At 65.0% G+C, this 18,510-nt stretch carries 21 protein-coding genes and 1 pseudogene; 11 read left to right on the forward strand and 11 right to left on the reverse strand.

The features are described 5' to 3' along the window. Window positions 1–58: 58 nt before the first annotated feature. The 3 genes from EJ073_RS25030 to EJ073_RS25040 are packed head-to-tail and all read left to right on the forward strand — an operon-like array spanning window position 59 to window position 3,122. Window positions 59–1,006 carry a 2-hydroxyacid dehydrogenase gene (locus EJ073_RS25030; RefSeq protein ID WP_126057946.1) on the forward strand — a complete coding sequence of 316 codons (948 nt, stop codon included), beginning with the start codon at window positions 59–61 and terminating at the stop codon, window positions 1,004–1,006. 13 nt (window positions 1,007–1,019) lie between these two features. Continuing rightward, entirely contained in the window at window positions 1,020–2,054 is a 1,035-nt protein-coding gene (locus EJ073_RS25035) for an L-idonate 5-dehydrogenase (RefSeq protein WP_126057947.1), read from the forward strand. A 48-nt stretch (window positions 2,055–2,102) separates the two neighbouring features. Then, a complete protein-coding gene (locus tag EJ073_RS25040) occupies window positions 2,103–3,122 on the forward strand; it encodes a LacI family DNA-binding transcriptional regulator (protein WP_189347888.1) in 1,020 nt (339 codons plus the stop codon). 73 nt (window positions 3,123–3,195) lie between these two features. Here the strand turns inward: EJ073_RS25040 and EJ073_RS25045 are convergent. The 3 genes and pseudogenes from EJ073_RS25045 to EJ073_RS25055 all read right to left on the reverse strand — a co-directional run bounded on the left by EJ073_RS25045 (window position 3,196) and on the right by EJ073_RS25055 (window position 6,994). Continuing rightward, window positions 3,196–4,286 (reverse strand): annotated as a pseudogene (locus tag EJ073_RS25045) (substrate-binding domain-containing protein). A 13-nt stretch (window positions 4,287–4,299) separates the two neighbouring features. After that, entirely contained in the window at window positions 4,300–5,376 is a 1,077-nt protein-coding gene (locus EJ073_RS25050; protein ID WP_126057948.1) for an ABC transporter permease, read from the reverse strand. Window positions 5,377–5,500: 124 nt separating this feature from the next. Next, complete coding sequence (locus EJ073_RS25055; protein WP_126057949.1) at window positions 5,501–6,994, reverse strand: sugar ABC transporter ATP-binding protein; 1,494 nt, start codon at window positions 6,992–6,994, stop codon at window positions 5,501–5,503. Window positions 6,995–7,125: 131 nt separating this feature from the next. Between EJ073_RS25055 and EJ073_RS25060 the strand changes: the two genes are divergently transcribed. Further along, the gene (locus tag EJ073_RS25060; RefSeq protein ID WP_126057950.1) at window positions 7,126–8,049 is read left to right on the forward strand and encodes an SMP-30/gluconolactonase/LRE family protein; all 924 of its coding nucleotides are present in this window, start codon (window positions 7,126–7,128) and stop codon (window positions 8,047–8,049) included. Between the two features lie 122 nt (window positions 8,050–8,171). Here EJ073_RS25060 and EJ073_RS25065 read toward each other — a convergent pair whose 3' ends face one another. Beyond that, window positions 8,172–8,390 (reverse strand): 4-oxalocrotonate tautomerase family protein, encoded by a 219-nt coding sequence (locus tag EJ073_RS25065; protein ID WP_126057951.1) that lies wholly within the window; start codon window positions 8,388–8,390, stop codon window positions 8,172–8,174. Between the two features lie 295 nt (window positions 8,391–8,685). Then, window positions 8,686–9,603: a polyprenyl synthetase family protein gene (locus tag EJ073_RS25070; RefSeq protein ID WP_126057952.1), complete on the reverse strand. Its 918-nt coding sequence runs from the start codon at window positions 9,601–9,603 to the stop codon at window positions 8,686–8,688. Between the two features lie 129 nt (window positions 9,604–9,732). Here EJ073_RS25070 and EJ073_RS25075 point away from each other — a divergent pair, with 129 nt between their 5' ends. The 3 genes from EJ073_RS25075 to EJ073_RS25085 all read left to right on the forward strand — a co-directional run bounded on the left by EJ073_RS25075 (window position 9,733) and on the right by EJ073_RS25085 (window position 11,453). Further along, entirely contained in the window at window positions 9,733–10,440 is a 708-nt protein-coding gene (locus tag EJ073_RS25075) for a transglycosylase domain-containing protein (protein WP_126059336.1), read from the forward strand. 154 nt (window positions 10,441–10,594) lie between these two features. Next, a complete protein-coding gene (rpmF, locus tag EJ073_RS25080) occupies window positions 10,595–10,777 on the forward strand; it encodes a 50S ribosomal protein L32 (RefSeq protein ID WP_006203806.1) in 183 nt (60 codons plus the stop codon). Window positions 10,778–11,051: 274 nt separating this feature from the next. Beyond that, the gene (locus tag EJ073_RS25085) at window positions 11,052–11,453 is read left to right on the forward strand and encodes a hypothetical protein (RefSeq protein ID WP_126057953.1); all 402 of its coding nucleotides are present in this window, start codon (window positions 11,052–11,054) and stop codon (window positions 11,451–11,453) included. A gap of 45 nt (window positions 11,454–11,498) precedes the next feature. Here the strand turns inward: EJ073_RS25085 and EJ073_RS25090 are convergent, their stop codons facing one another. Both EJ073_RS25090 and EJ073_RS25095 read right to left on the reverse strand, forming a co-directional pair. Further along, a complete protein-coding gene (locus tag EJ073_RS25090) occupies window positions 11,499–11,930 on the reverse strand; it encodes a heme-binding protein (protein WP_126057954.1) in 432 nt (143 codons plus the stop codon). A 106-nt stretch (window positions 11,931–12,036) separates the two neighbouring features. Then, window positions 12,037–12,549 carry a helix-turn-helix domain-containing protein gene (locus EJ073_RS25095; RefSeq protein ID WP_126057955.1) on the reverse strand — a complete coding sequence of 171 codons (513 nt, stop codon included), beginning with the start codon at window positions 12,547–12,549 and terminating at the stop codon, window positions 12,037–12,039. A gap of 98 nt (window positions 12,550–12,647) precedes the next feature. Between EJ073_RS25095 and EJ073_RS25100 the strand changes: the two genes are divergently transcribed. Both EJ073_RS25100 and EJ073_RS25105 read left to right on the forward strand, forming a co-directional pair. After that, window positions 12,648–13,511, forward strand: a complete 864-nt coding sequence (locus tag EJ073_RS25100) for an alpha/beta hydrolase (RefSeq protein ID WP_126057956.1) — start codon at window positions 12,648–12,650, stop codon at window positions 13,509–13,511. Between the two features lie 78 nt (window positions 13,512–13,589). Beyond that, window positions 13,590–14,246 carry a glutathione S-transferase family protein gene (locus EJ073_RS25105; RefSeq protein WP_126057957.1) on the forward strand — a complete coding sequence of 219 codons (657 nt, stop codon included), beginning with the start codon at window positions 13,590–13,592 and terminating at the stop codon, window positions 14,244–14,246. A gap of 57 nt (window positions 14,247–14,303) precedes the next feature. On the opposite strand, the gene EJ073_RS25110 is transcribed toward EJ073_RS25105, so the two are convergent. The 4 genes from EJ073_RS25110 to EJ073_RS25125 form a co-directional block, all read right to left on the reverse strand. After that, on the reverse strand, window positions 14,304–14,693 hold the full coding sequence (locus tag EJ073_RS25110; RefSeq protein ID WP_126057958.1) for a hypothetical protein: 390 nt from the start codon (window positions 14,691–14,693) through the stop codon (window positions 14,304–14,306). An 81-nt stretch (window positions 14,694–14,774) separates the two neighbouring features. Further along, window positions 14,775–15,050 carry a metalloregulator ArsR/SmtB family transcription factor gene (locus EJ073_RS25115; protein WP_126057959.1) on the reverse strand — a complete coding sequence of 92 codons (276 nt, stop codon included), beginning with the start codon at window positions 15,048–15,050 and terminating at the stop codon, window positions 14,775–14,777. Between the two features lie 31 nt (window positions 15,051–15,081). After that, complete coding sequence (locus EJ073_RS25120; RefSeq protein WP_126057960.1) at window positions 15,082–16,329, reverse strand: MFS transporter; 1,248 nt, start codon at window positions 16,327–16,329, stop codon at window positions 15,082–15,084. Window positions 16,330–16,412: 83 nt separating this feature from the next. Beyond that, window positions 16,413–16,607, reverse strand: a complete 195-nt coding sequence (locus EJ073_RS25125) for a DUF1192 domain-containing protein (RefSeq protein WP_126057961.1) — start codon at window positions 16,605–16,607, stop codon at window positions 16,413–16,415. A gap of 111 nt (window positions 16,608–16,718) precedes the next feature. On the opposite strand from EJ073_RS25125, the gene EJ073_RS25130 reads away from it, so the two are divergent. Together EJ073_RS25130 and EJ073_RS25135 are read left to right on the forward strand one after the other, a co-directional pair. Beyond that, complete coding sequence (locus EJ073_RS25130; protein WP_126057962.1) at window positions 16,719–17,729, forward strand: NAD(P)H-quinone oxidoreductase; 1,011 nt, start codon at window positions 16,719–16,721, stop codon at window positions 17,727–17,729. 378 nt (window positions 17,730–18,107) lie between these two features. Then, complete coding sequence (locus EJ073_RS25135) at window positions 18,108–18,248, forward strand: DUF1127 domain-containing protein (protein WP_126057963.1); 141 nt, start codon at window positions 18,108–18,110, stop codon at window positions 18,246–18,248. Window positions 18,249–18,510: the final 262 nt, after the last annotated feature.

The raw sequence follows: 18,510 nt of genomic DNA on the forward strand, positions 1-18,510 counted from the left end.
GCTGAGCGTCTTATGTTATCGATAACATCATCTGTCAAGTCAAGTGGAGCGAATAGCGATGCAGCGGCCTCACATCCTTCAGGTCGGACCCTATCCCGCATGGGACGAGGAGCCGCTCAACGAAGCCTTCACGGTGCATCGCTATTTCGCGGCCGACGACAAGCCGGCCTTCCTCGCGGAGGTAGGGCCGCTTGTGCGCGGCATAGCCACGCGCGGCGAGCTTGGCGCCAACCGCGCCATGATCGAGGCCTGCCCGTCGCTCGAACTCGTTTCCGTCTATGGCGTCGGTTTCGACGCGGTCGATCTCGTGGCCTGCCGGGAGCGCGGCGTGCGCGTCACCAACACGCCGGACGTGCTGACCAACGACGTCGCCGATCTCGGCATCGCCATGATGCTGTGCCTGTCGCGCGGCATGATCGGCGCGGAGCGCTGGGTGCGCGACGGCAGCTGGACGGCGAAGGGGCTCTATCCGCTCAAGCGCCGGGTCTGGGGACGGCGGGCCGGCGTGCTCGGCCTCGGCCGCATCGGCTATGAGGTGGCCAAGCGCCTTGCCGGCTTCGGCATGGACATCGCCTACAGCGATGTCGCGCCGAAGGAGTTTGCCGGCGATTGGGAGTTCCTCGCCGATCCCGTCGCGCTGGCCAGGCGTTCGGACTTCCTGTTCGTGACGCTTGCCGCGTCCGCCGCGACGCGCCACATCGTCAACGGCGAGGTGATCGCGGCGCTTGGCGAGGAAGGCATGCTGATCAACATCTCGCGCGCGTCCAACATCGACGAGGAAGCGCTGCTCGACGCCCTCGAGAACAAGGTGCTCGGCTCGGCCGCGCTCGACGTCTTCGAAGGCGAGCCGAATCTCAATCCACGCTTCCTCGCGCTCGACAACGTGCTTTTGCAGCCGCACCATGCCTCGGGCACGGTCGAAACGCGCAAGGCGATGGGCAGACTGGTGCGCGACAACCTCGCCGCTCATTTCGCCGGCCAGCCGCTCATCTCGCCGGTGCTGTAGGAGCTCGCTCACCATGAAGTCGATCGTCATCCACGCCGCCAAGGACCTGCGCATCGAGGACCGTTCCGTCGAGGAGCCGGGGCCGGGCCAGGTGCTGTTGCGTCTTGCCGCCGGCGGTATCTGCGGCAGCGACCTGCACTACTACAATCATGGCGGCTTCGGAACTGTGCGCCTGAAGGAGCCGATGATCCTCGGCCACGAGGTCTCCGGCCTGATCGAGAAGATCGGTTCCGGCGTCAGCGGGCTGGAGCCCGGCCAACTGGTCGCGGTCTCGCCGTCGCGGCCCTGCTACAGCTGCCGATACTGCCGCGAGGGGATGCATAACCAGTGCCTCAACATGCGCTTCTACGGCAGCGCCATGCCATTCCCGCACATCCAGGGCGCGTTCCGCGAAATGCTGGTGGCCGATGCGCCGCAATGCGTGCCCGCCGATGGATTGAGCGCCGGCGAAGCGGCGATGGCCGAACCGCTGGCGGTCTGCCTCCACGCCACCCGCCGGGCCGGCGAGATGCTGGGCAAGCGCGTCCTGGTCACCGGTTGCGGGCCGATCGGCCTGTTGTCGATCCTCAGCGCCCGGCGCGCGGGTGCGGCCGAGATCGTCGCCGTCGACCTCGCCGATTTCACCTTGTCGATGGCGTTGCAGGCCGGCGCCGACAAGGCGATCAACACGAGGACCGATCCGGAGGGCCTGGCTCCCTATCTCGCCGACAAAGGGACGTTCGACATTCTCTACGAATGCTCGGGCGCGGCGGCGGCGCTGGCGCAAGGCATCGCGGCGACGCGTCCGCGCGGCACCATCGTGCAGCTCGGCCTCGGCGGCGCCGAGATGGCGCTGCCGATGTCGACGGTCACCGCCAAGGAACTGTCGATCAACGGCTCGTTCCGCTTCCATCCGGAATTCGCCGTCGGCGTCGGGCTGATGCGCAAGAAGCTGATCGACGTCAAGCCGCTGATCACCCACACGGTGGCGTTCGACGAGGCGCTTTCCGGCTTCGAGCTTGCCAATGACCGCAGCCGGGCGATGAAGGTCCAGATCGCCTTTGCATAAGCGTCGGCGGCGCGTTGCATTCCGTTGTGATATCGATAACGTACGGCCATGCAGTCCTCGCCCAAACGCCCGACCATGGCCGATGTCGCGCATCGCGCCAACGTCTCGACGATGACCGTCTCGCGCGCCTTCAAGCGCGACGCCTCGGTCAGCGCCGACACGCGAGACCGCATCCTGCAAGCGGCTGAAGAGCTAGGTTATGTCTTCGACAGCATTGCCGCCAACCTTTCCTCGCGCCGCTCCGGTTTCGTCGCGGTGACGATACCCTCGATCAACAACGCCAACTTCGCCGACACGGTGCGCGGCATGACCGAAGGTTTGCGCGACAGCGGGCTGGAAATCCTGCTCGGCTTCACTGACTACAACGTCGAGGAGGAAGAGCGCCTGGTCGGGCAATTGCTGCAGCGGCGGCCGGAAGCGATCATCGTCACTGGCGGCCGCCACACGCCGCGCTGCCGCAAGATGCTGGCCAATGCCGGCGTGCCGGTGGTGGAGACGTGGGATCTGCCGAGCGACCCGATCGGCCATGTCGTCGGCTTCTCCAACGCCGAGGCCGGGCGGCTGATGGTCGATCATTTCGTCGCGCGCGGCTACTCGAGGCTCGGCTTCATCGGCGGCGACACCTCGCGCGACACGCGCGGCCTCGACCGGCGGCGCGGTTTTTTGGCGGCGCTGCAGGACCGCGGCCTCGACGCCTCGCGTGTCATCGCCTCCGGCGTGCCGCCGATCTCGATGCGCGAGGGCGCGGCCGCCATGGTCGAGATGATCTCGCGCTGGCCCGATACGCAGGCAGTGATGTGCGTGTCCGACCTTTCCGCCTTCGGCGCGCTGATGGAATGCGTGCGGCGCGGCATCAGTGTGCCCGACGACGTCGCGATCGCCGGCTTCGGCGCCTATGACCTTGCCGAGCAGTCGGTGCCGTCGATCACCACGATCGATGTCGGCGCGCATGAGATCGGCATCCGCGTGGCCGAGTTGGTGCTCGATCTGCTCAATGGCCGCCGCGCGGCGGACGACCGGGTCGTCGTCGGCATGACACCCAAGGTGATTGCGCGCCACACGGCTTGAACGCTTTTGGAATGACCAACGGCCGGCAGGATGACCGCCGGCCGTTGGCTGTTCCGACAGATGCTGCCGAAGCCTATTTGCCCCAGATCTTCTTGTATTCGTCGCGGTAGCCGTTGCCAGGGTCGAAGCGGTTGTCCGGGCCACCGTCGAACTCGACATTGTCCGAGGTCACTACGTGCAGCGGCGAGATGTAGCCCGACCATTTCTCGCCGGCCATGGCGCGGTTGAGCTCGTCGACCAGCTGCCAGCCCTGCAGGTCCGCTGGTCAGCCGATTCCGACCGTTCTGAACTGGCTGGCAGCGGATGCGCTGGTCAGGCCGATTCCGACCGTCGCCGGCGACGACGGCGCGTCGGTGCCGGACTGCCGGCCGCCGCCAGCGACGGCCCCATGAAGTCGAAATAGAGGTCGTTGATCGCCAGCGAATGGGTCCATTCATCGCCGTACTTCTGCAGCAGCGACGTGGTGAGCTGCGGCATGCGCTGCGAGGTCTCGGCGATCGGCGTGTCGACATATTCGAGCACCTTGCCGCCGAGATCTTCGATCTCCTTCTTCATCCGGTCCGCCTTGGCGATGGCGATCTGATAGGTGGAATCGGTGAAGATAATGACGCCGGGCTTGCCCTTGGCATCGACAAAGGCCCAGTCGGCGGCCGCCTTGGAGACTTCCATCGGATCGGTCGAGACGTTGGCGATGATACCGAGGTCGTCGATCGGGCCGACCGTCGGTGCTGCATGCCATGCCGCCATCGGGATCTTGGCGGCCTTGGCCTGCTCCATCGCCGGCTTTTGCTCGACGGCGTCGAAGCCGTTGATGATGATGCCGTCCGGATTGAGCGCCAGCGCCTGGCCAAAGGCCGCCGTGCGGCCGCCGATGGAGCCGGCGCCGTCAAGCGTCTTGACCGTCCAGCCAAGTGCCGCCGCCGCTTCCTCGACGCCCTTGGTGACGCCGAGAATGCCGCCGTTCTTCATGTCGGCGCCAAGCACGACGATCGTCTTGCCCGCGGCCCCCTTAGGCCCTGTCATCGGCCCGTCCCATTTCTCGACCTTGCTGGCGTATTTGTCGACGACGGCCTTGGCGTCGGCCATCGGATCGGCGAGCGCGGTCGAGGCGATGCCGAGCGCCAGGCAGGCGACGCCAAGCTGAAGGACTGTTCTGCGATGCATGCTGTTTCTCCCATTAAGCATTGTTGGTTGTCGTTGTTCGTTGGCTGGTGGCTGGTTGAGTGGCGGCGGGCGGCACCACGGCGCCGCGGCGGCGCTGCGCGTAGCCGGCAATGCCGATCGCGACGAGCAGGGTGACGCCGTTGAACAGCGGCTCGACCCAGAACGAGCCGCCGAACTGCTGGATGCCGGAAATGCCGACGGCGAGGATGACGACGCCGATGATCGTGCCCCAGACATTGACGCGGCCGGGCTTGATGGTGGTCGATCCGAGGAAGGCGCCGACCAGCGCCGGCAGCAGATATTCGAGACCGACGCTGGCCTGGCCGATCCTCAGCTTCGAGGCGAGCAGCACGCCGCCGAGCGCGGTGAGCGCGCCGGAGGCGACGAAGGCGCCCACGACGAATTTCTGCACCGGGATGCCGTTGAGCGCGGCGGCCTTCGGATTGGCGCCGATGGCGTAGAGGTAGCGGCCGATCGGCAGGTATTCGAGCACGAGCCACATCGCCAGCGCCAGGACGACCACGTAGTAGCCGGTGATCGGCAGGCCGAACAGCATCGTGCCGTTGAGGGAGAGGAAGCCGTCGGGAAGCACGCCGACGACCTGCCGGCCGCCGGTGTACCACATGGCCAAAGCATAGAGCACGGTACCGGTGCCGAGCGTGGCGATGAAGGAATCGATGCGCGCCACCTCGACCAGCCAGCCATTGATGAAGCCGGTGAGCACGCCGAGCAGGATGACGATCAGCACCGCGATCGGCCAAGGGATGCCAAAGGCCGTTTGCAGGCTGATGGCCAGGATGTGCCACAGCACGATGCCGTAGCCCACCGTAAGGTCGATGCGGCCCGAGGCCATGGGGATCATCGCCGCAAGCGACAGCATCGCGATGATCGCCTTGTCGGAGATGATCGAGCGCAAATTGAGCAGCGTCGGGAACGTCCGCGGCAGCAGCAACGAGAACAGCACGATGAGCAGCAGCGTCAGGATCGGCAGGCCGTAGACCGGCAGGTAGCGCGAAGCCTTCTGGCCGAGGCTCAGCCCGGAAAGTTCCGACCGGGTCGGCTCCAGCGCCGTCGATTTGATCGAATTCATGGGGGTCCTCCTAGAGCATGATGCCGAAAAGTGTGAGGCGGTTTTCGGACGACATCATGCTCTATCTCTTTGATTTAGAACCGGATTCAAATTTCAGGTCGATTGGACCTGAAATCATCCGGCTCTAGGCGGCTTCGGACACGGAGGCGGCGCGGATGAGCGCAGCCGTCGTCAAGGCATCGCCGGCAAGTTCGCGTACGATGCGGTTATGCGAGAAGACGAGGGCGCGATGGCAGATATGGGCGACCTCCTCGAAATCGGTGGAGACGACGATGACCGCCAGCCCGGCTTCGACGGCCGCCGCGATCAGGCGGTAGATCTCGGCCTTGGCGCCGACATCGACGCCGGCCGTCGGGTCCTCGGCGATCAGCAGCTTGCGGCCCGTCGCCAGCCAGCGGCCGACGACCACCTTCTGCTGGTTGCCGCCTGAAAGCGCCTCGATCGGCAGATGCGGATCGTTGGGTCTCAGCCCCAGCCGCGCGCCGAGTTCCTGCGTCAACTCGCTCTCCCGCGCCGGCTTCATGAAGGAGAATAGTCCACGACCGACCGCCGACGGATTGAGATACATATTCTCGCGCACGGAAAGCGACAGCGCGACCGATTCCTCGGTGCGGTCGCGCGCGATGAGGCCGACGCCGGCGGCAAGGGCGGCACCGACCGAAGACAGGTCGAGGCGCTTGCCGTCGAGCGAGACCGTTCCCTCGAAACGCTCGGCGCCGAACAGCGCGCGGCCGACGGCTTCCTGTCCGGCGCCGCGCAGGCCGACCAGCCCGAGCAATTCGCCGGAGCGCGCCTCGAAGGTGACCGGGCCGACGTTGCCGCAAACGAGGTTTTCGACCTTGAGCCGCTCCGGCCCGTCCTGCCATTGCGACTTGGCGAACATCTGGTGCGCCGGCCGGCCGACGATCAGGTCGACCAGTTCTTGCGGCGTGGTCTCGACCACTGGCTTAACCGCGACCATGCGGCCGTCGCGCATGACGGCGACGCGGTCGGCGATCCGGAACACCTCGTCCAGCCGGTGCGAGACATAGATCATGCCGACGCCGCGCTCGCGCAGCGGACGCAGCGCCTCGAACAGGCGTTCGACCTCGTCGGCCGGCAGGCTTGCCGTCGGCTCGTCGAGCACCAGAACGTCGGCTTCGGTGGCGAGTGCGCGAGCGATCGCCACCAGCGACTTTTCCGTGCGCGAAAGGTCCTGGACGCGCGTCGCCGGATCGAAGGCGCAGCCGACCAGCGCCAGCGCGCGCTCGGCGCGGCGCTCGGTGTCGCGCCAATCGATCAGGCCCGAGCGGCGCGAAAAGCCCTGCGCCATGCCGACATTCTCGGCCACCGTCATCCATTCGATGAGGCCGAGGTCCTGATGGATAAAGGCGACCTTCTGTGGCTGGTTGGGACGCGGCGGGCGGTGGTGATAGTCTTCGCCGCGAAAGCGGATCGTGCCCTGGTCGCGCTTGTGGATGCCGGCGAGCGTCTTGATCAGCGTCGACTTGCCGGCGCCATTCTCGCCAAGCAGGGCGACGATCTCGCCCTCGTGGATGTCGAGCGAGACCGACTTCAGCGCCAGAGTGCCGCCGAAGCGCTTGGAGATGTCGATGAATTCGATGAGCTTGGGCCGCATCTATGGCCCTCCCAAGCCAAGCAAACGGACTGAATTGGCACCGATGTTATCGCTAACATTTTTGCAGGTCAAGTCTTGAAAACGGTTTGCCGCGAAGGCTATCGGTAACCCGTTTTCGCGGAGGATGGAGCATGTTCGGAGACTTAGAGGGCGCGGGCTTCGAGGTTCTCGACGAGCGGTTCGAAAGCTGTTTCGTCGGCCATGTGGCGGTCGAGCGGGTGTGGACCGGAGGGCGCTGGCTGGAAGGCCCGGCATGGTTCGCGGCCGGGCGCTATCTGGTCTTCTCCGACATCCCCAACGACCGCATCATGCGCTACGACGAGACCAATGGCGTGGTTTCGGTGTTCCGGGCGCCGGCAAACAGTGCCAACGGCAACACGGTCGATACAGAGGGACGGCTGGTCACCTGCGAGCATCGGTCGCGGCGCGTCACGCGCACCGAGCATGACGGATCGATCACGGTGATCGCCGACTGCTTCGACGGCAAGCGCCTGAATTCGCCCAACGACGTCGTGGTGCGCTCCGACGGCACGGTGTGGTTCTCCGATCCGCCCTATGGCATCGCGACAGACTATGAGGGCGACCGCTCCGAACAGGAGATCGAGGGCTGCCACGTCTACCACGCCGATCCCGCGACCGGCGAGGTGGCGCGCGTCGTCTCGACGATGGCGAAGCCCAACGGTCTCGCCTTCTCGCCGGACGAGACGGTCCTCTATGTCGGCGACACCGGCATCACGCATCAGAAGGACGGGCCGCGGCACATCCGCAAGTTTGCCGTCGAAGGCAATGCGCTCAAGGAACTCGGCGTTTTCGCAACCTGCACGGCCGGCCTGTTCGACGGCTTCAGGGTGGATACGGCGGGTCGGGTCTGGGCAGGCGCCGGCGACGGCGTGCATTGCTTCGATCCCGACGGCACGCTGATAGGCAAGATCCGCATCCCGGAAACGGTGGCGAACCTCGCCTTCGGCGGCGCCAAGCGCAACCGCCTGTTCATCACGGCGCGGCAGTCGCTCTATTCGGTGTTTGTGGTCGCCAATGCGGCCGCAAGAGGCTGAGGTCCGACCTAGGCGGGGACGGATCGAATGGGCTCACGCGATCGTGTGTTCGCCTATCAAAAATGGACTATTGCATTTGCCCGAAAGGCGAGCCGCTCGACAAGCGGCTCGCCTTGTTCATGTCAGGCAACATCCTTAGCCCGATAGGCATCGGGAAGGACAAAGACTTCATCGGCGCGGCCGTAGCCTCCATCAGGAACTTCTTCGATCAGCACCATGGTGTAGGGGCGCACACCCTCGCCGAAATAGTCCACGAACATCTGCGTGGTCTTGTGGACGAGATCTTCCTTCTGCGCTTTTGTGAGGGCGGCCTCGGGCATCTTGAAGTTGGCAAAGGGCATTTGCAGGTTCCTTTCAGTGGCATTTCACGGCGCCGGTTGGCGCGTCCGATGACGACGGTCGCGTCGTCATCGGACGGATCGATCTTCGTTGTCATGGGGCGGATATAGATTGCCGCGGATGTCGGATAATCACCCCGCTGCTGGCAGCACTATTCGGAAAGAGCGAACAATCGGAGCGACGTCGGCGCCCTATCCGCAGCTCGCTCAGCGGTGCTGGGCATCCCGCATTTTCGCGCTGGCAGGGTTGTGAAGATCGGACCGGTGGCGAGCCGGCGTCGTTCGCCTGTGCAACAGGTCAGCTGTTGCGCGTCGCCACGAATGTCGCCGCTTCCTTCAGCAGGGCCGCGCGCTCGCCATAGGGATCGAGCAGCGCATGCGCCTGGCCGACGAGGCCGTTGAGCTGCTTGCGCGCCCAGTCGGCGCCGTGCAGGGCGACCAGCGTCGCCTTGCCTGCGGCGGCGTCCTTGCCGGTCGCCTTGCCCATCTGGTGCGCATCCGCCGTCAGGTCGAGCAGGTCGTCGGCAAGCTGGAAGGCGAGCCCGATCGCCGAGCCGAATTCGGCCAGCCGCTCGCGGTCTTCCGGCGGCGCGCCGGCGACGATGGCGCCGGCCTCGCAGGCAAAGCGGATCAAGGCGCCGGTCTTCATCGCCTGCAGCCGGATGATGCCGGCCTCGTCCGGCGGAGTGCGTCCGGCATCGAGATCGAGCATCTGCCCGCCAACCATGCCGCCAATGCCCGCGGCGCGGGCAAGCGCCAGCACCAGCGCTGCCCGGCGTTCCACGGGCAGCACGGTGGCCTCGTCGGCGAGGATGTCGAAGGCAAGCGTCAGCAGCGCGTCGCCGGCGAGGATGGCGGTGGCATCGTCGAAGGCCCGGTGCACGGTCGGCTGACCGCGGCGCAGATCGTCATTGTCCATGGCCGGTAGATCGTCATGGATCAGCGAATAGCAATGCACGCATTCGAGCGCCGCCGCCACGCGCGATGCCGCCTCGCCATCTGCGGAAAAGAGCGCTGCACTTTCCATAACCAGAAAAGGGCGCAGGCGCTTGCCGCCGTTCAACACGCCATGGCGCATGGCCGCCATCAGCCGCTCCGGCCGGGCGATCTCGCCGGACAGCGCGCGCAGGTCGAGAAGCCGCCTGAGCAGCGCCTCGATTGCCGCTGCGCGTGTCAGAAGTGCGGTTTCGAACGCGATTTCTTCGTCTTTCGCCATGGCCGGGAGCGGTAGCCGACACTCAGACATTGCGCAAGAAGCCGCGCGCCATTATGCCGGTTGAGCTGATGGCACGGGTGGGGCGGCTTGACGGAACCGATCGTCGATCATGAAATCGAAGGACTGGACATGGCGCGGCCGAGGCGCCTGAACCGGGCCGGTCTCAAGCGCCTTGGCCGGCGCTCCCTGGTCGTTGCCGCCATCCTGGCGGTGGTACCGGTGGTGCTGACCTTCCTCTATCTGCCGTCCTTCGTGCATCCGGTGTCGACGCTGATGCTGAAGGACCTCGCGACCTTCTCCGGCTACGACCGGCGCTGGGTTTCGATCGACGACGTGTCGCCGGCGCTGGCGCATTCGGTGATCATGTCGGAGGACGGGCAGTTCTGCTTCCACCGCGGGGTCGATCTCGGCGAATTGCGCGGCGTCGTGGACGACGCGCTGGCCGGCGAGGCGACGCGCGGTGCCTCGACCATCACAATGCAGACGGTGAAGAACCTCTTCCTCTGGTCGCGGCCGCTGGGCACGGTGCGCAAGGTGGTCGAACTGCCGCTCGCCGTCTATTTCGACGCGGTGATGTCGAAGCGGCGCATTATGGAGATCTACCTCAACATCGCCGAATGGGGCCCGGGCATCTACGGCATCGAGGCGGCCGCCCAGCATCATTTCGGCGTCTCGGCAAACAAATTGTCGCGCCGGCAGGCGGCGCTGCTCGCCGTCACGCTGCCCAATCCGATCGCCCGCAATCCGGCAAAACCGGGGCCGGGCTTGCGACGCCTGGCGGCACTGATCGAGCGGCGCGCCGGTAGGTCGGGAGCCTATGTGGGTTGCCTTGATTAGGACGAACCAGCGCCGGCTCAAAAAAATTTGCCGCGGTGCTGGCCAAAACGGCGCAAGGCGTGTATAGGCACCCGACTTTCTCAGATTATGGCCCCAGACGCGGCCCTTTCACGAGGGTTGCCGGGGCATTTTGACCATGTAGTGGAGCATATCCATGGCCGTTCCGAAACGAAAAACCTCTCCGTCGAAGCGCGGCATGCGCCGCTCGGCCGACGCCCTCAAGGCCCCGACCTATGTCGAGGACAAGAATTCCGGCGAAATGCGCCGCCCGCACCATATCGACCTGAAGACCGGCATGTATCGCGGCCGCCAGGTTCTGGAGCCGAAGGAAAGCTGAGAAGCTTCCGGCGGTTTGCGACTTCCAAAAAGACCGGCCATTGGGCCGGTCTTTTTGCGTTTGGCCTCGCCAATCGCTCCAGCGTCGCGGTCCGATACCGACTCCGCCGACGGACCCTGCGCGCCGGTCTTTGTGGCCTGACAGGCGCGGGAGGAACCCCCGCTAACATGCTTGTTTCGCGCGGTCTTCGAGCGTGTTAGCGGCGACGCATGAAACTTCTTGACGAGGAAGGCCGGCGGGCTGCAACTGAAGGAAGCTCAATCGGAGACGCCAGATGTTCGGTGCCATCCCCCTGCTGATCGTGCCCTTCGTGCTCTACAATCTCGGGCTGCTCGGGATATTCGGCAGCGGCGACGATCCCTGGGCCAACGAGATGTTCTCGTTCCGCATGATGTCCGGTGGCGTTTTCTCGATGACGCTCGGCGACCTGATGGTGCTGATCGGCCTGATCTTCCTGTTCGTCGAGATCTCAAAATCGGTGCGCACCACCAACGCCTCGATCCTCGACCATCTGTTGTCGACACTGGTCTTCATCGCCTTCCTGGTCGAGTTCCTGCTGGTGAAGGGCGCAGCGCATTCGGTCTTCTTCACCCTGATGGTCATCGCGCTGTTCGACGTGCTCGCCGGCTTCTCGGTGTCGATGCGGTCGGCAAGCCGGGATATCAACCTGAACTAGGATGTGCCGATATTCAGGTGAGACCGGTCTGCAAATGATCCGGGCTCAGCCCGGATCGGCAGTGAAGCCGGCGGCTTCGATGCCGGCGATCGCGGCGGCCTCGTCATTGTCCGACGTGTCGCCGGAGATGCCGACCGCGCCGATGACGGCGCCGACATGATCGCGGATCAGCACGCCGCCGACGACAGGCAGGACACGACCGCCGGAGACGTCGGAGATGCCGGCGATCAGATGCGGCCGTTCCTTGGCGAAGGCTTCGACGCGGCGCGAGCCCATGCCGATGGCGAGCGCGCTATAGGCCTTGCCGGCCGACATTTGCGGACGCAGGAACGATGCGCCGTCCTGGCGCTGGAAGGCGACCAGATGGGCGCCGGCATCGAGCACCGACACGCCGAGCGGCCTGAGCTTCAGCTCGGCACCCCTGGCGAAGGCGGCGTCGATGATTTGCTTGGCTTTCTCGAGCGTCAGCGCGGTCATGGCAGTCTCCTGTTGAAGGCCGCGATCATCGTCGACGAGACGCAAGATACAATCCCGGCCGCGGTTGAAACTGATTTTCGGGAAGTGGCGAAACGCCGCGCCCTGTCTAGCCGGCGGCAGCCTCAGCCTTGCGGGCGACCACCACCTCGTAGCCGGCCTGCAGGGTCGCCCGAACGGTTGGCCCCTCATGGTCGATCGGCGCGCCGAGGTGTTCATGGCGCAATTCGTCCATGAAGCGCTCCCATAAGGGTGGGCCGCCGTTTTCCAGAAGCTCAGCGCGGATCGAGAGCTCCTCGCTGACCGGCAGCCAGACACGGCCCCAGGCGCCGAGATGCGCCATGATCGGCACCAGGGTGATGGCCATCTCGGTCAGGCTGTAGATTGCCTTCTGCTTGTGGGAAGGATCGTCGGCCTTTGTCAGCATGCCCAGCTCCATCAGCCGCTTCAGCCGGTCGGCAAGGATGTTGGACGCGATGCCCTCGATCGATCCGTTGAGCATTTCGCGAAAATGACGCCGGCCGCCGAAGATCATGTCGCGCAGGATGATCAGGCTCCAGCGATCGCCGAACACTTCGAGCGACAGATTGATCGGGCAGCCGGAGCGGTGATCGGTGTTCATGCAAAGTCTCCAGAAAAACCGGTTGCATTATCGTATCAGTCTGATTATCGTGCAACTGATTGCAAAATGCAATCGGATTGACAGAGAAGGAAGCGACCATGAAGACGAAAGAGCAGCCCCGGATCGTTTCCGAAACTTTTGGCAGTCCCGGCGATCCGGCCGTTCTGCTGATCATGGGCGCCATGGCGTCGATGCTGTGGTGGCCAGAAGCGTTCTGCCGGAAGCTGGCCGGCGAGGGTCTGTTCGTAATCCGCTACGACAATCGCGACACCGGCCACTCGAGCAAATACGCGCCTGGCGAGCCGCCCTACACATTCGATGACATGGCCGACGATGCCATCCGCGTGCTCGACGATCATGAGGTCGTGAGGGCGCATGTGGTCGGCATGTCGATGGGCGGCATGATCGCGCAGCTGGTGGCGCTGAAACACCCGTCGCGCCTCACGGCGCTGACCGTGATCAGCACGTCGCCTGTCGGCATCGACACCTCGCATCTGCCGGGAATGTCCGAGAGCTACAAAGAGCACGCGGCGGCAGGTGAGAAGGTCGATTGGTCGGATCGCGAGCAGGTGATCGACTTCATCGTCAGCGAAGCCCGCGTCATCGCAAGCACCGCGCATCCGTTCGACGAGAAGCGGACAAGGGCGTTCGTCGAGCGGGACTATGACCGGTCGGGAGGCCTGCTCAGCGCGACCAACCACTTCCTGCTCAAGAACGGCGGAGACTGGAAGGACCGCCTTCGGGCGATGCGGATTGCGCTGCTCGTCATCCACGGCACGACGGATCCGATCTTTCCGGTCGAGCATGGCGCAGCGCTCGCCGAGGCGGTTGCCGGTGCGAAGTTGGTGCGTATCGAGGGCGGCGGCCACGAACTGCATCCGGACGACTGGGCCGTCATGATCGCCGCCATCGTGGCGCATGACCGGGCAGCGCGGGCGCGGGCCGATCCATCCCCGGCGTGACAGCGCCTCACCGGATGCGCCATTATCAAGACCAGAAGCCCCCTTCCGCCCGGACCGGCGGCCACAAGCGAGCAAGCAATGTCTCTGACCATGCACCTCCACCCGCTGGCATCGTTCTGCTGGAAGCCGCTGATCGCGCTCTACGAGAACGGCACGCCTTTCGATGTCGTCATTGTCGATCTCGGCAACGAGCAGTCGCGCGCGGCGTTCCTGAGACTGTCGCCGGCGGGCAAGATGCCGGTGCTGCGCGACGAGGCGCGCGGACAGACGGTGCCGGAATCAACCATCGTGATCGAGTATCTGGCCGTCCACTATCCTGGCCCGACCGCGCTGATCCCGGCCGATGCCGACCTCGCCCGCCAGGTTCGGACCGCCGACCGCTTCTACGATTTCTATGTGCAGGAGCCGATGCAGAAGATCGTCGGCGACCGGCTGCGGCCGCAGGGCCAGACCGACCCGTTCGGTGTCGAGCAGGCGCGGGCGCAGTTGCGCGCCTCCTACGCCATCATCGAAACCGAGATGCAGTCGAGGATTTGGGCGGTTGGCGAAACCTTCACCATGGCCGACTGCGCGGCGGCTCCGGCGCTGTTCTACGCCAACAAGGTCGAGCCGTTCGGCGACAGGTTCCCCGCGGTTAGGCGTTATCACGATCGCCTGCTCCAACGACCGTCCTTCGCCCGCGTGATCGAGGAAGCCCAGCCCTACTTCAAGTTCTTCCCCTACAACGACGGCTGACATCAGTGCTTCGCGATCGGAGGCGAGCGGTCCTTCTCACCTGGCCTTGCATCGCTCCTATGGCTCGATCACCTTCTTGCGGCCCTCCGGTTCCACCATCTCGAGCCGAGTTTCGGGACCATCCGCCTCGAGCAAAATGTAGCTTGCGTCGTCGCCGCCGACGAAACTCAGACCGGCGCTGGCGGTCGTGGCGCTGATCTTGACCGAGGGCTGGCCATTCTCCGCGATGAGGCGGAACAGCACGGTTTCGGCCTCGCCGGCCTTCGCCGGGAGCACGGAGATGCTGGAGCGCACCCGGCCCTGACTATCGACAATCTGAAGCCCGCTTCCGCGCAGAATGCCTGGGCTGTCCTGCGCCTTCGCCGGCAGGATCTGCGTCAGCCCCATGCCAGCGAGCAGAACCAGATTGATTGCCGTCAGAGCGCCAAGAACCGCTTCGCGTCGCATGGGTTTCCTCCTCCACAGCCAGAAAAAGCGCAGAACGGAATCGCATCAAGCAAGTGCCGGACCGGTCATGCCGCCCAGAGGTCACTCGCCGGGCAATGCTTCCCAGAACTGGTCGAGCCAGATGTTCAACCGCAGGAAGCCGGCACTGCTGACCGTGTAGACCCGCCGCGTGCCTTCCGCCTTGGCGTTGACCAGGCCGGCCTCGAGCAGAACCTTCAGGTGCTGCGAGACGGCTGGGCGTGAAACTGGCAGTCCGGCCGCCAGTTCGTTGACGGTCTTCGGGCCGCGCCGGAGCTCTTCGAGAAGATAGCGCCGGTTGGGATCGGCAATCGCCACAAAGGCATCAGAAAACATCATGCGTCATTTTAGAGGCAAAGTTTCCCAAATCTCAACCATTGGTTTCAGCCTTTCTGCGCGGATCGAGCCGCAAGGCTTCCGGCGTCACCGAACGGTCGGCCGGCTGGGTCTTGAAGGCGTCGCGGTTTTCGATCGGCACCGGGGCGCGGCGGCTGATGCGCAGCAGGGTGTAGCCCGCCAGGCAAAGATGGGCGAGCGCGGTGGCCAGGAACAGGCCCTCGGGGCGCAGCCAGCCCATCAGGCCGGCGGCGAGCAGGGGCCCGATCATGGTGCCGAAGCCGTAGAGCAGCAGAAGACCGCCCGAAACCTTGACGAAATCCTCCGCCCGCGCGTGGTCGTTGGCATGCGCCACTGCGATCGAATAGAGCGTGTAGGCGAAAGCGCCGTAGGCGGCGGTCAAGACGATGACGAAGACGCCGGAGCGCGGCTCGAACAGGAAGACGAAAATGGCAAACAAGGCTGCGCCAAAGGCCGCACCCGCCAGCACGAAACGGCGGTCGGTCTTGTCCGAGAGGCGTCCCGCCGGAAGCTGCATGGCCGCTCCCGCCACCACCACCAGGCTCATCATCAGCGCGATCTCGGCCGTTGAGATGCCGATGCGGGCGCCATAGACGGCGCCGAGCGTGCCCCAGGCGCCGTTGGCAATGCCGATCAACAGGCAGGCAATCGCCGACACCGGCGAATTGGCGTAGAGCCCCTTCACGTCGAGCTTCACGTCCTGCAGCGGCTTCGGATGCGACTGCGTCGAGACGGCGGTCGGGATCAGCGACAGGCAGAACAGGATGCCGGTGATCATGAACAGCGAAGCCGACTTCACGTCGCCGCCGGCGACGATCATCTGGCCGCCCATGATCGATGCATAGGTGACCATCATGTAGAGGCCGAAGACGGTGCCGCGGTTCTCGTTGGTGGCCTTCTCGTTCAGCCAGCTTTCGATGACCATGAAGGCGCCAGCCATGGTGAAGCCGGTGAAGGCGCGCAGCAGGATCCAGACATATTCATCGATGATAAGGCCGGTGAGCAAAGCGACGATGGCGCCCGACGCGGCAAAGGCGCCGAAGGCCCTGACATGGCCGGCGCGGCGAACCAGGCGCGGCGCAAAGAAGCAGCCGGTGACGAAGCCGCCGGCCCAGGCGGTGCCCATCAAGCCCAGCGATGCCGTGGAAAAGCCCTCCAATTGGCCTCGCAACGGCAGCAGCAGCCCGTGCAGGCCGGACGCCGCGAGCAGGAAGGCCGTGCCGCGAAGCAGCGAGAGGATCGGTCGGTAGGTCGCAAACATTGGCTGATCCGGCTGGAGGTTCGTGGCGCTGGTCTGACAGGCGCATTCGGGCTTTTCGGCGGCGAACACTGCCGCTTTCAACGCTAGCCGCGGCGGAACAGCGCCTCGGCCGCTGATTTGGTCGCTCCCTTGGCCTTCAACTCGGCTTCCAGCCGGGCGATCTCGTCGCGCAGCATGCCGATCCGCTCGGACAGTTCGTCGGCCGAAAGCAGGGCCAGATCCTGCCCGATCTCATGCGGGCGCGCCTTCTTAACGGGTTCGTCGTCGAAGATCGCCATCGTCGCTCCTCCCTGATATGCCATTTGCCGGATTCGACAATGAGCATACATAGGGCACGGGTGCTGATGCAAACGGCCAGCCAAAGAGGCCAGACGAGGACGGGACAATTCATGGCGAGCGCACAGAAGATTCCGGCGAAGATGATGGCGATCGCGATCTCGGCGCCAGGCGGGCCGCGGGTGCTGAAGCCGGAAACGCGCGATGTGCCCCTGCCGGGGCCAGGCGAGGTCCTGATCCGGGTGCGTGCCGCCGGCGTAAACCGGCCGGATGTGCTGCAGCGCAAGGGCGCCTATCCGCCGCCGCCCGGCGCCTCCGATCTGCCGGGGCTCGAGGTCTCGGGCGAAGTCGCGGCACTTGGCGACGAGATATCGCGCTGGCGCATCGGCGACCGGGTCTGCGCGCTCACCCCCGGCGGCGGATACGCCGAATATGTCAAGGTGCACGCCGGCAGCGTGCTGCCGCTGCCGGCCGGCTTCACCCACACCGAAGCGGCGGCGGTGCCGGAAACCTATTTCACTGTCTGGCACAATGTGTTCGAGCGCGGCGGCTTGAAGTGCGGCGAAACGCTGCTGGTGCATGGCGGTTCGTCGGGCATCGGCACCACGGCGATCCAGTTGGCGTCGGCCTTCGGCGCCTACGTCATCACCACCGCCGGCAGCAGGGAAAAATGCGACGCCTGCCTGAAGCTCGGCGCCGACCGGGCGATTAATTACCGCGAGGAGGACTTCGTCGCCGCGGTCAAGGACGCGACTGGTGGCAAGGGCGCCAATGTGATCCTCGACATGATCGCCGGAGACTATGTGACACGCAATTACGAGGCCGCGGCGGTGGAAGGCCGCATCGTCCAGATCGCCGTGCAGGGCGGGGCGGCGGCGAGTGTCGATTTCTCCAGGCTCATGGTCAAGCGGCTCACCCATACCGGCTCGACGCTGAGGCCGCGCACGGTCGAATTCAAGGCGGCGATCGCCGTGGCGCTGGAGGCGCAGGTCTGGCCGTTGCTCGGCAGCCGCAAGATAGCGCCGGTGATGGACACGATCCTGCCGCTCAGCGAAGCCTGGCGGGCGCATGAGCGGATGGAGGATGGGGAGCATATCGGCAAGATCGTGCTCGACGTCGGCTAGGATGCATCGATATTCAGGTGAGGCCGGCCTGCAAACGGCGCTTTCCTGCGCTTCCGGTGCTCACGTAGTTTCCTTGCTGCCGCATGTCCTTGTCGGAAAACCGGGACCACTTCTCCGGGACATGCGGAAGTACGCTCCGCTCCGGTTCTCGGAAACCACCGTTTTGGTCGCCCCGCGCCCGTCTTCGACTCCGCCTCGGCCTGACCTGAATCTCGACGCGCCCTGGTGTGTAAATCGCCTGCGGAAAAGCTGAACAAGAGCTTAATGCTGCAATGCACAAAACGCATTGCCGCCATGCAAAAGCGTCCGTTCAATTCTTAGGCGGCGGTGCCTATTTACACGGCATCGAACAAATCAACCAACGACTGGAGACCCGCCATGAACCCGATCCGCGCTTTCCGTAACTGGCGCATGTACAACGAGACCGTGCGCGAGCTGAACAAGCTCAACGCCCGTCAGCTTCACGACCTCGGCATCAACCGCGCCGACATCGAGCGTATCGCCCGCCAGGCTCTTTGATCTCAAGCGCGCCCCGGCCGTGAGGCCGGGGCAGCGTTGCGAAGCCAGAGCCGTCGAAGACGCTTGCTCGTCTCCGGTTCCGAACCCGCTGGACCCAGTCCGGCGGGTTTTGTCTTTCTTGGGCCGCGGCCGTGCCCGGCCTCTCCTCCAGGGCTCTCCAAAAACATTGCGAAATGGTGACGGAGCGGTTATACAGGCCGCGAATTTCCCATTTTGGTGGCTCTAAAACCACCGCCCGCGCGGGAACGCGGGCGAACGAGAA

This window comes from Mesorhizobium sp. M4B.F.Ca.ET.058.02.1.1, assembly GCF_003952505.1.
GTDB lineage: Bacteria > Pseudomonadota > Alphaproteobacteria > Rhizobiales > Rhizobiaceae > Mesorhizobium.

Coding starts and splice junctions, on each gene's coding strand:
- EJ073_RS25030 (WP_126057946.1), top strand. CDS start 59: ATGCAGCGGCCTCACATCCTTCAGGTCGGACCCTATCCCGCATGGGAC.
- EJ073_RS25035 (WP_126057947.1), top strand. CDS start 1,020: ATGAAGTCGATCGTCATCCACGCCGCCAAGGACCTGCGCATCGAGGAC.
- EJ073_RS25040 (WP_189347888.1), top strand. CDS start 2,103: ATGCAGTCCTCGCCCAAACGCCCGACCATGGCCGATGTCGCGCATCGC.
- EJ073_RS25050 (WP_126057948.1), bottom strand. CDS start 5,376: ATGAATTCGATCAAATCGACGGCGCTGGAGCCGACCCGGTCGGAACTT.
- EJ073_RS25055 (WP_126057949.1), bottom strand. CDS start 6,994: ATGCGGCCCAAGCTCATCGAATTCATCGACATCTCCAAGCGCTTCGGC.
- EJ073_RS25060 (WP_126057950.1), top strand. CDS start 7,126: ATGTTCGGAGACTTAGAGGGCGCGGGCTTCGAGGTTCTCGACGAGCGG.
- EJ073_RS25065 (WP_126057951.1), bottom strand. CDS start 8,390: ATGCCCTTTGCCAACTTCAAGATGCCCGAGGCCGCCCTCACAAAAGCG.
- EJ073_RS25070 (WP_126057952.1), bottom strand. CDS start 9,603: ATGGCGAAAGACGAAGAAATCGCGTTCGAAACCGCACTTCTGACACGC.
- EJ073_RS25075 (WP_126059336.1), top strand. CDS start 9,733: ATGGCGCGGCCGAGGCGCCTGAACCGGGCCGGTCTCAAGCGCCTTGGC.
- rpmF (WP_006203806.1), top strand. CDS start 10,595: ATGGCCGTTCCGAAACGAAAAACCTCTCCGTCGAAGCGCGGCATGCGC.
- EJ073_RS25085 (WP_126057953.1), top strand. CDS start 11,052: ATGTTCGGTGCCATCCCCCTGCTGATCGTGCCCTTCGTGCTCTACAAT.
- EJ073_RS25090 (WP_126057954.1), bottom strand. CDS start 11,930: ATGACCGCGCTGACGCTCGAGAAAGCCAAGCAAATCATCGACGCCGCC.
- EJ073_RS25095 (WP_126057955.1), bottom strand. CDS start 12,549: ATGAACACCGATCACCGCTCCGGCTGCCCGATCAATCTGTCGCTCGAA.
- EJ073_RS25100 (WP_126057956.1), top strand. CDS start 12,648: ATGAAGACGAAAGAGCAGCCCCGGATCGTTTCCGAAACTTTTGGCAGT.
- EJ073_RS25105 (WP_126057957.1), top strand. CDS start 13,590: ATGTCTCTGACCATGCACCTCCACCCGCTGGCATCGTTCTGCTGGAAG.
- EJ073_RS25110 (WP_126057958.1), bottom strand. CDS start 14,693: ATGCGACGCGAAGCGGTTCTTGGCGCTCTGACGGCAATCAATCTGGTT.
- EJ073_RS25115 (WP_126057959.1), bottom strand. CDS start 15,050: ATGATGTTTTCTGATGCCTTTGTGGCGATTGCCGATCCCAACCGGCGC.
- EJ073_RS25120 (WP_126057960.1), bottom strand. CDS start 16,329: ATGTTTGCGACCTACCGACCGATCCTCTCGCTGCTTCGCGGCACGGCC.
- EJ073_RS25125 (WP_126057961.1), bottom strand. CDS start 16,607: ATGGCGATCTTCGACGACGAACCCGTTAAGAAGGCGCGCCCGCATGAG.
- EJ073_RS25130 (WP_126057962.1), top strand. CDS start 16,719: ATGGCGAGCGCACAGAAGATTCCGGCGAAGATGATGGCGATCGCGATC.
- EJ073_RS25135 (WP_126057963.1), top strand. CDS start 18,108: ATGAACCCGATCCGCGCTTTCCGTAACTGGCGCATGTACAACGAGACC.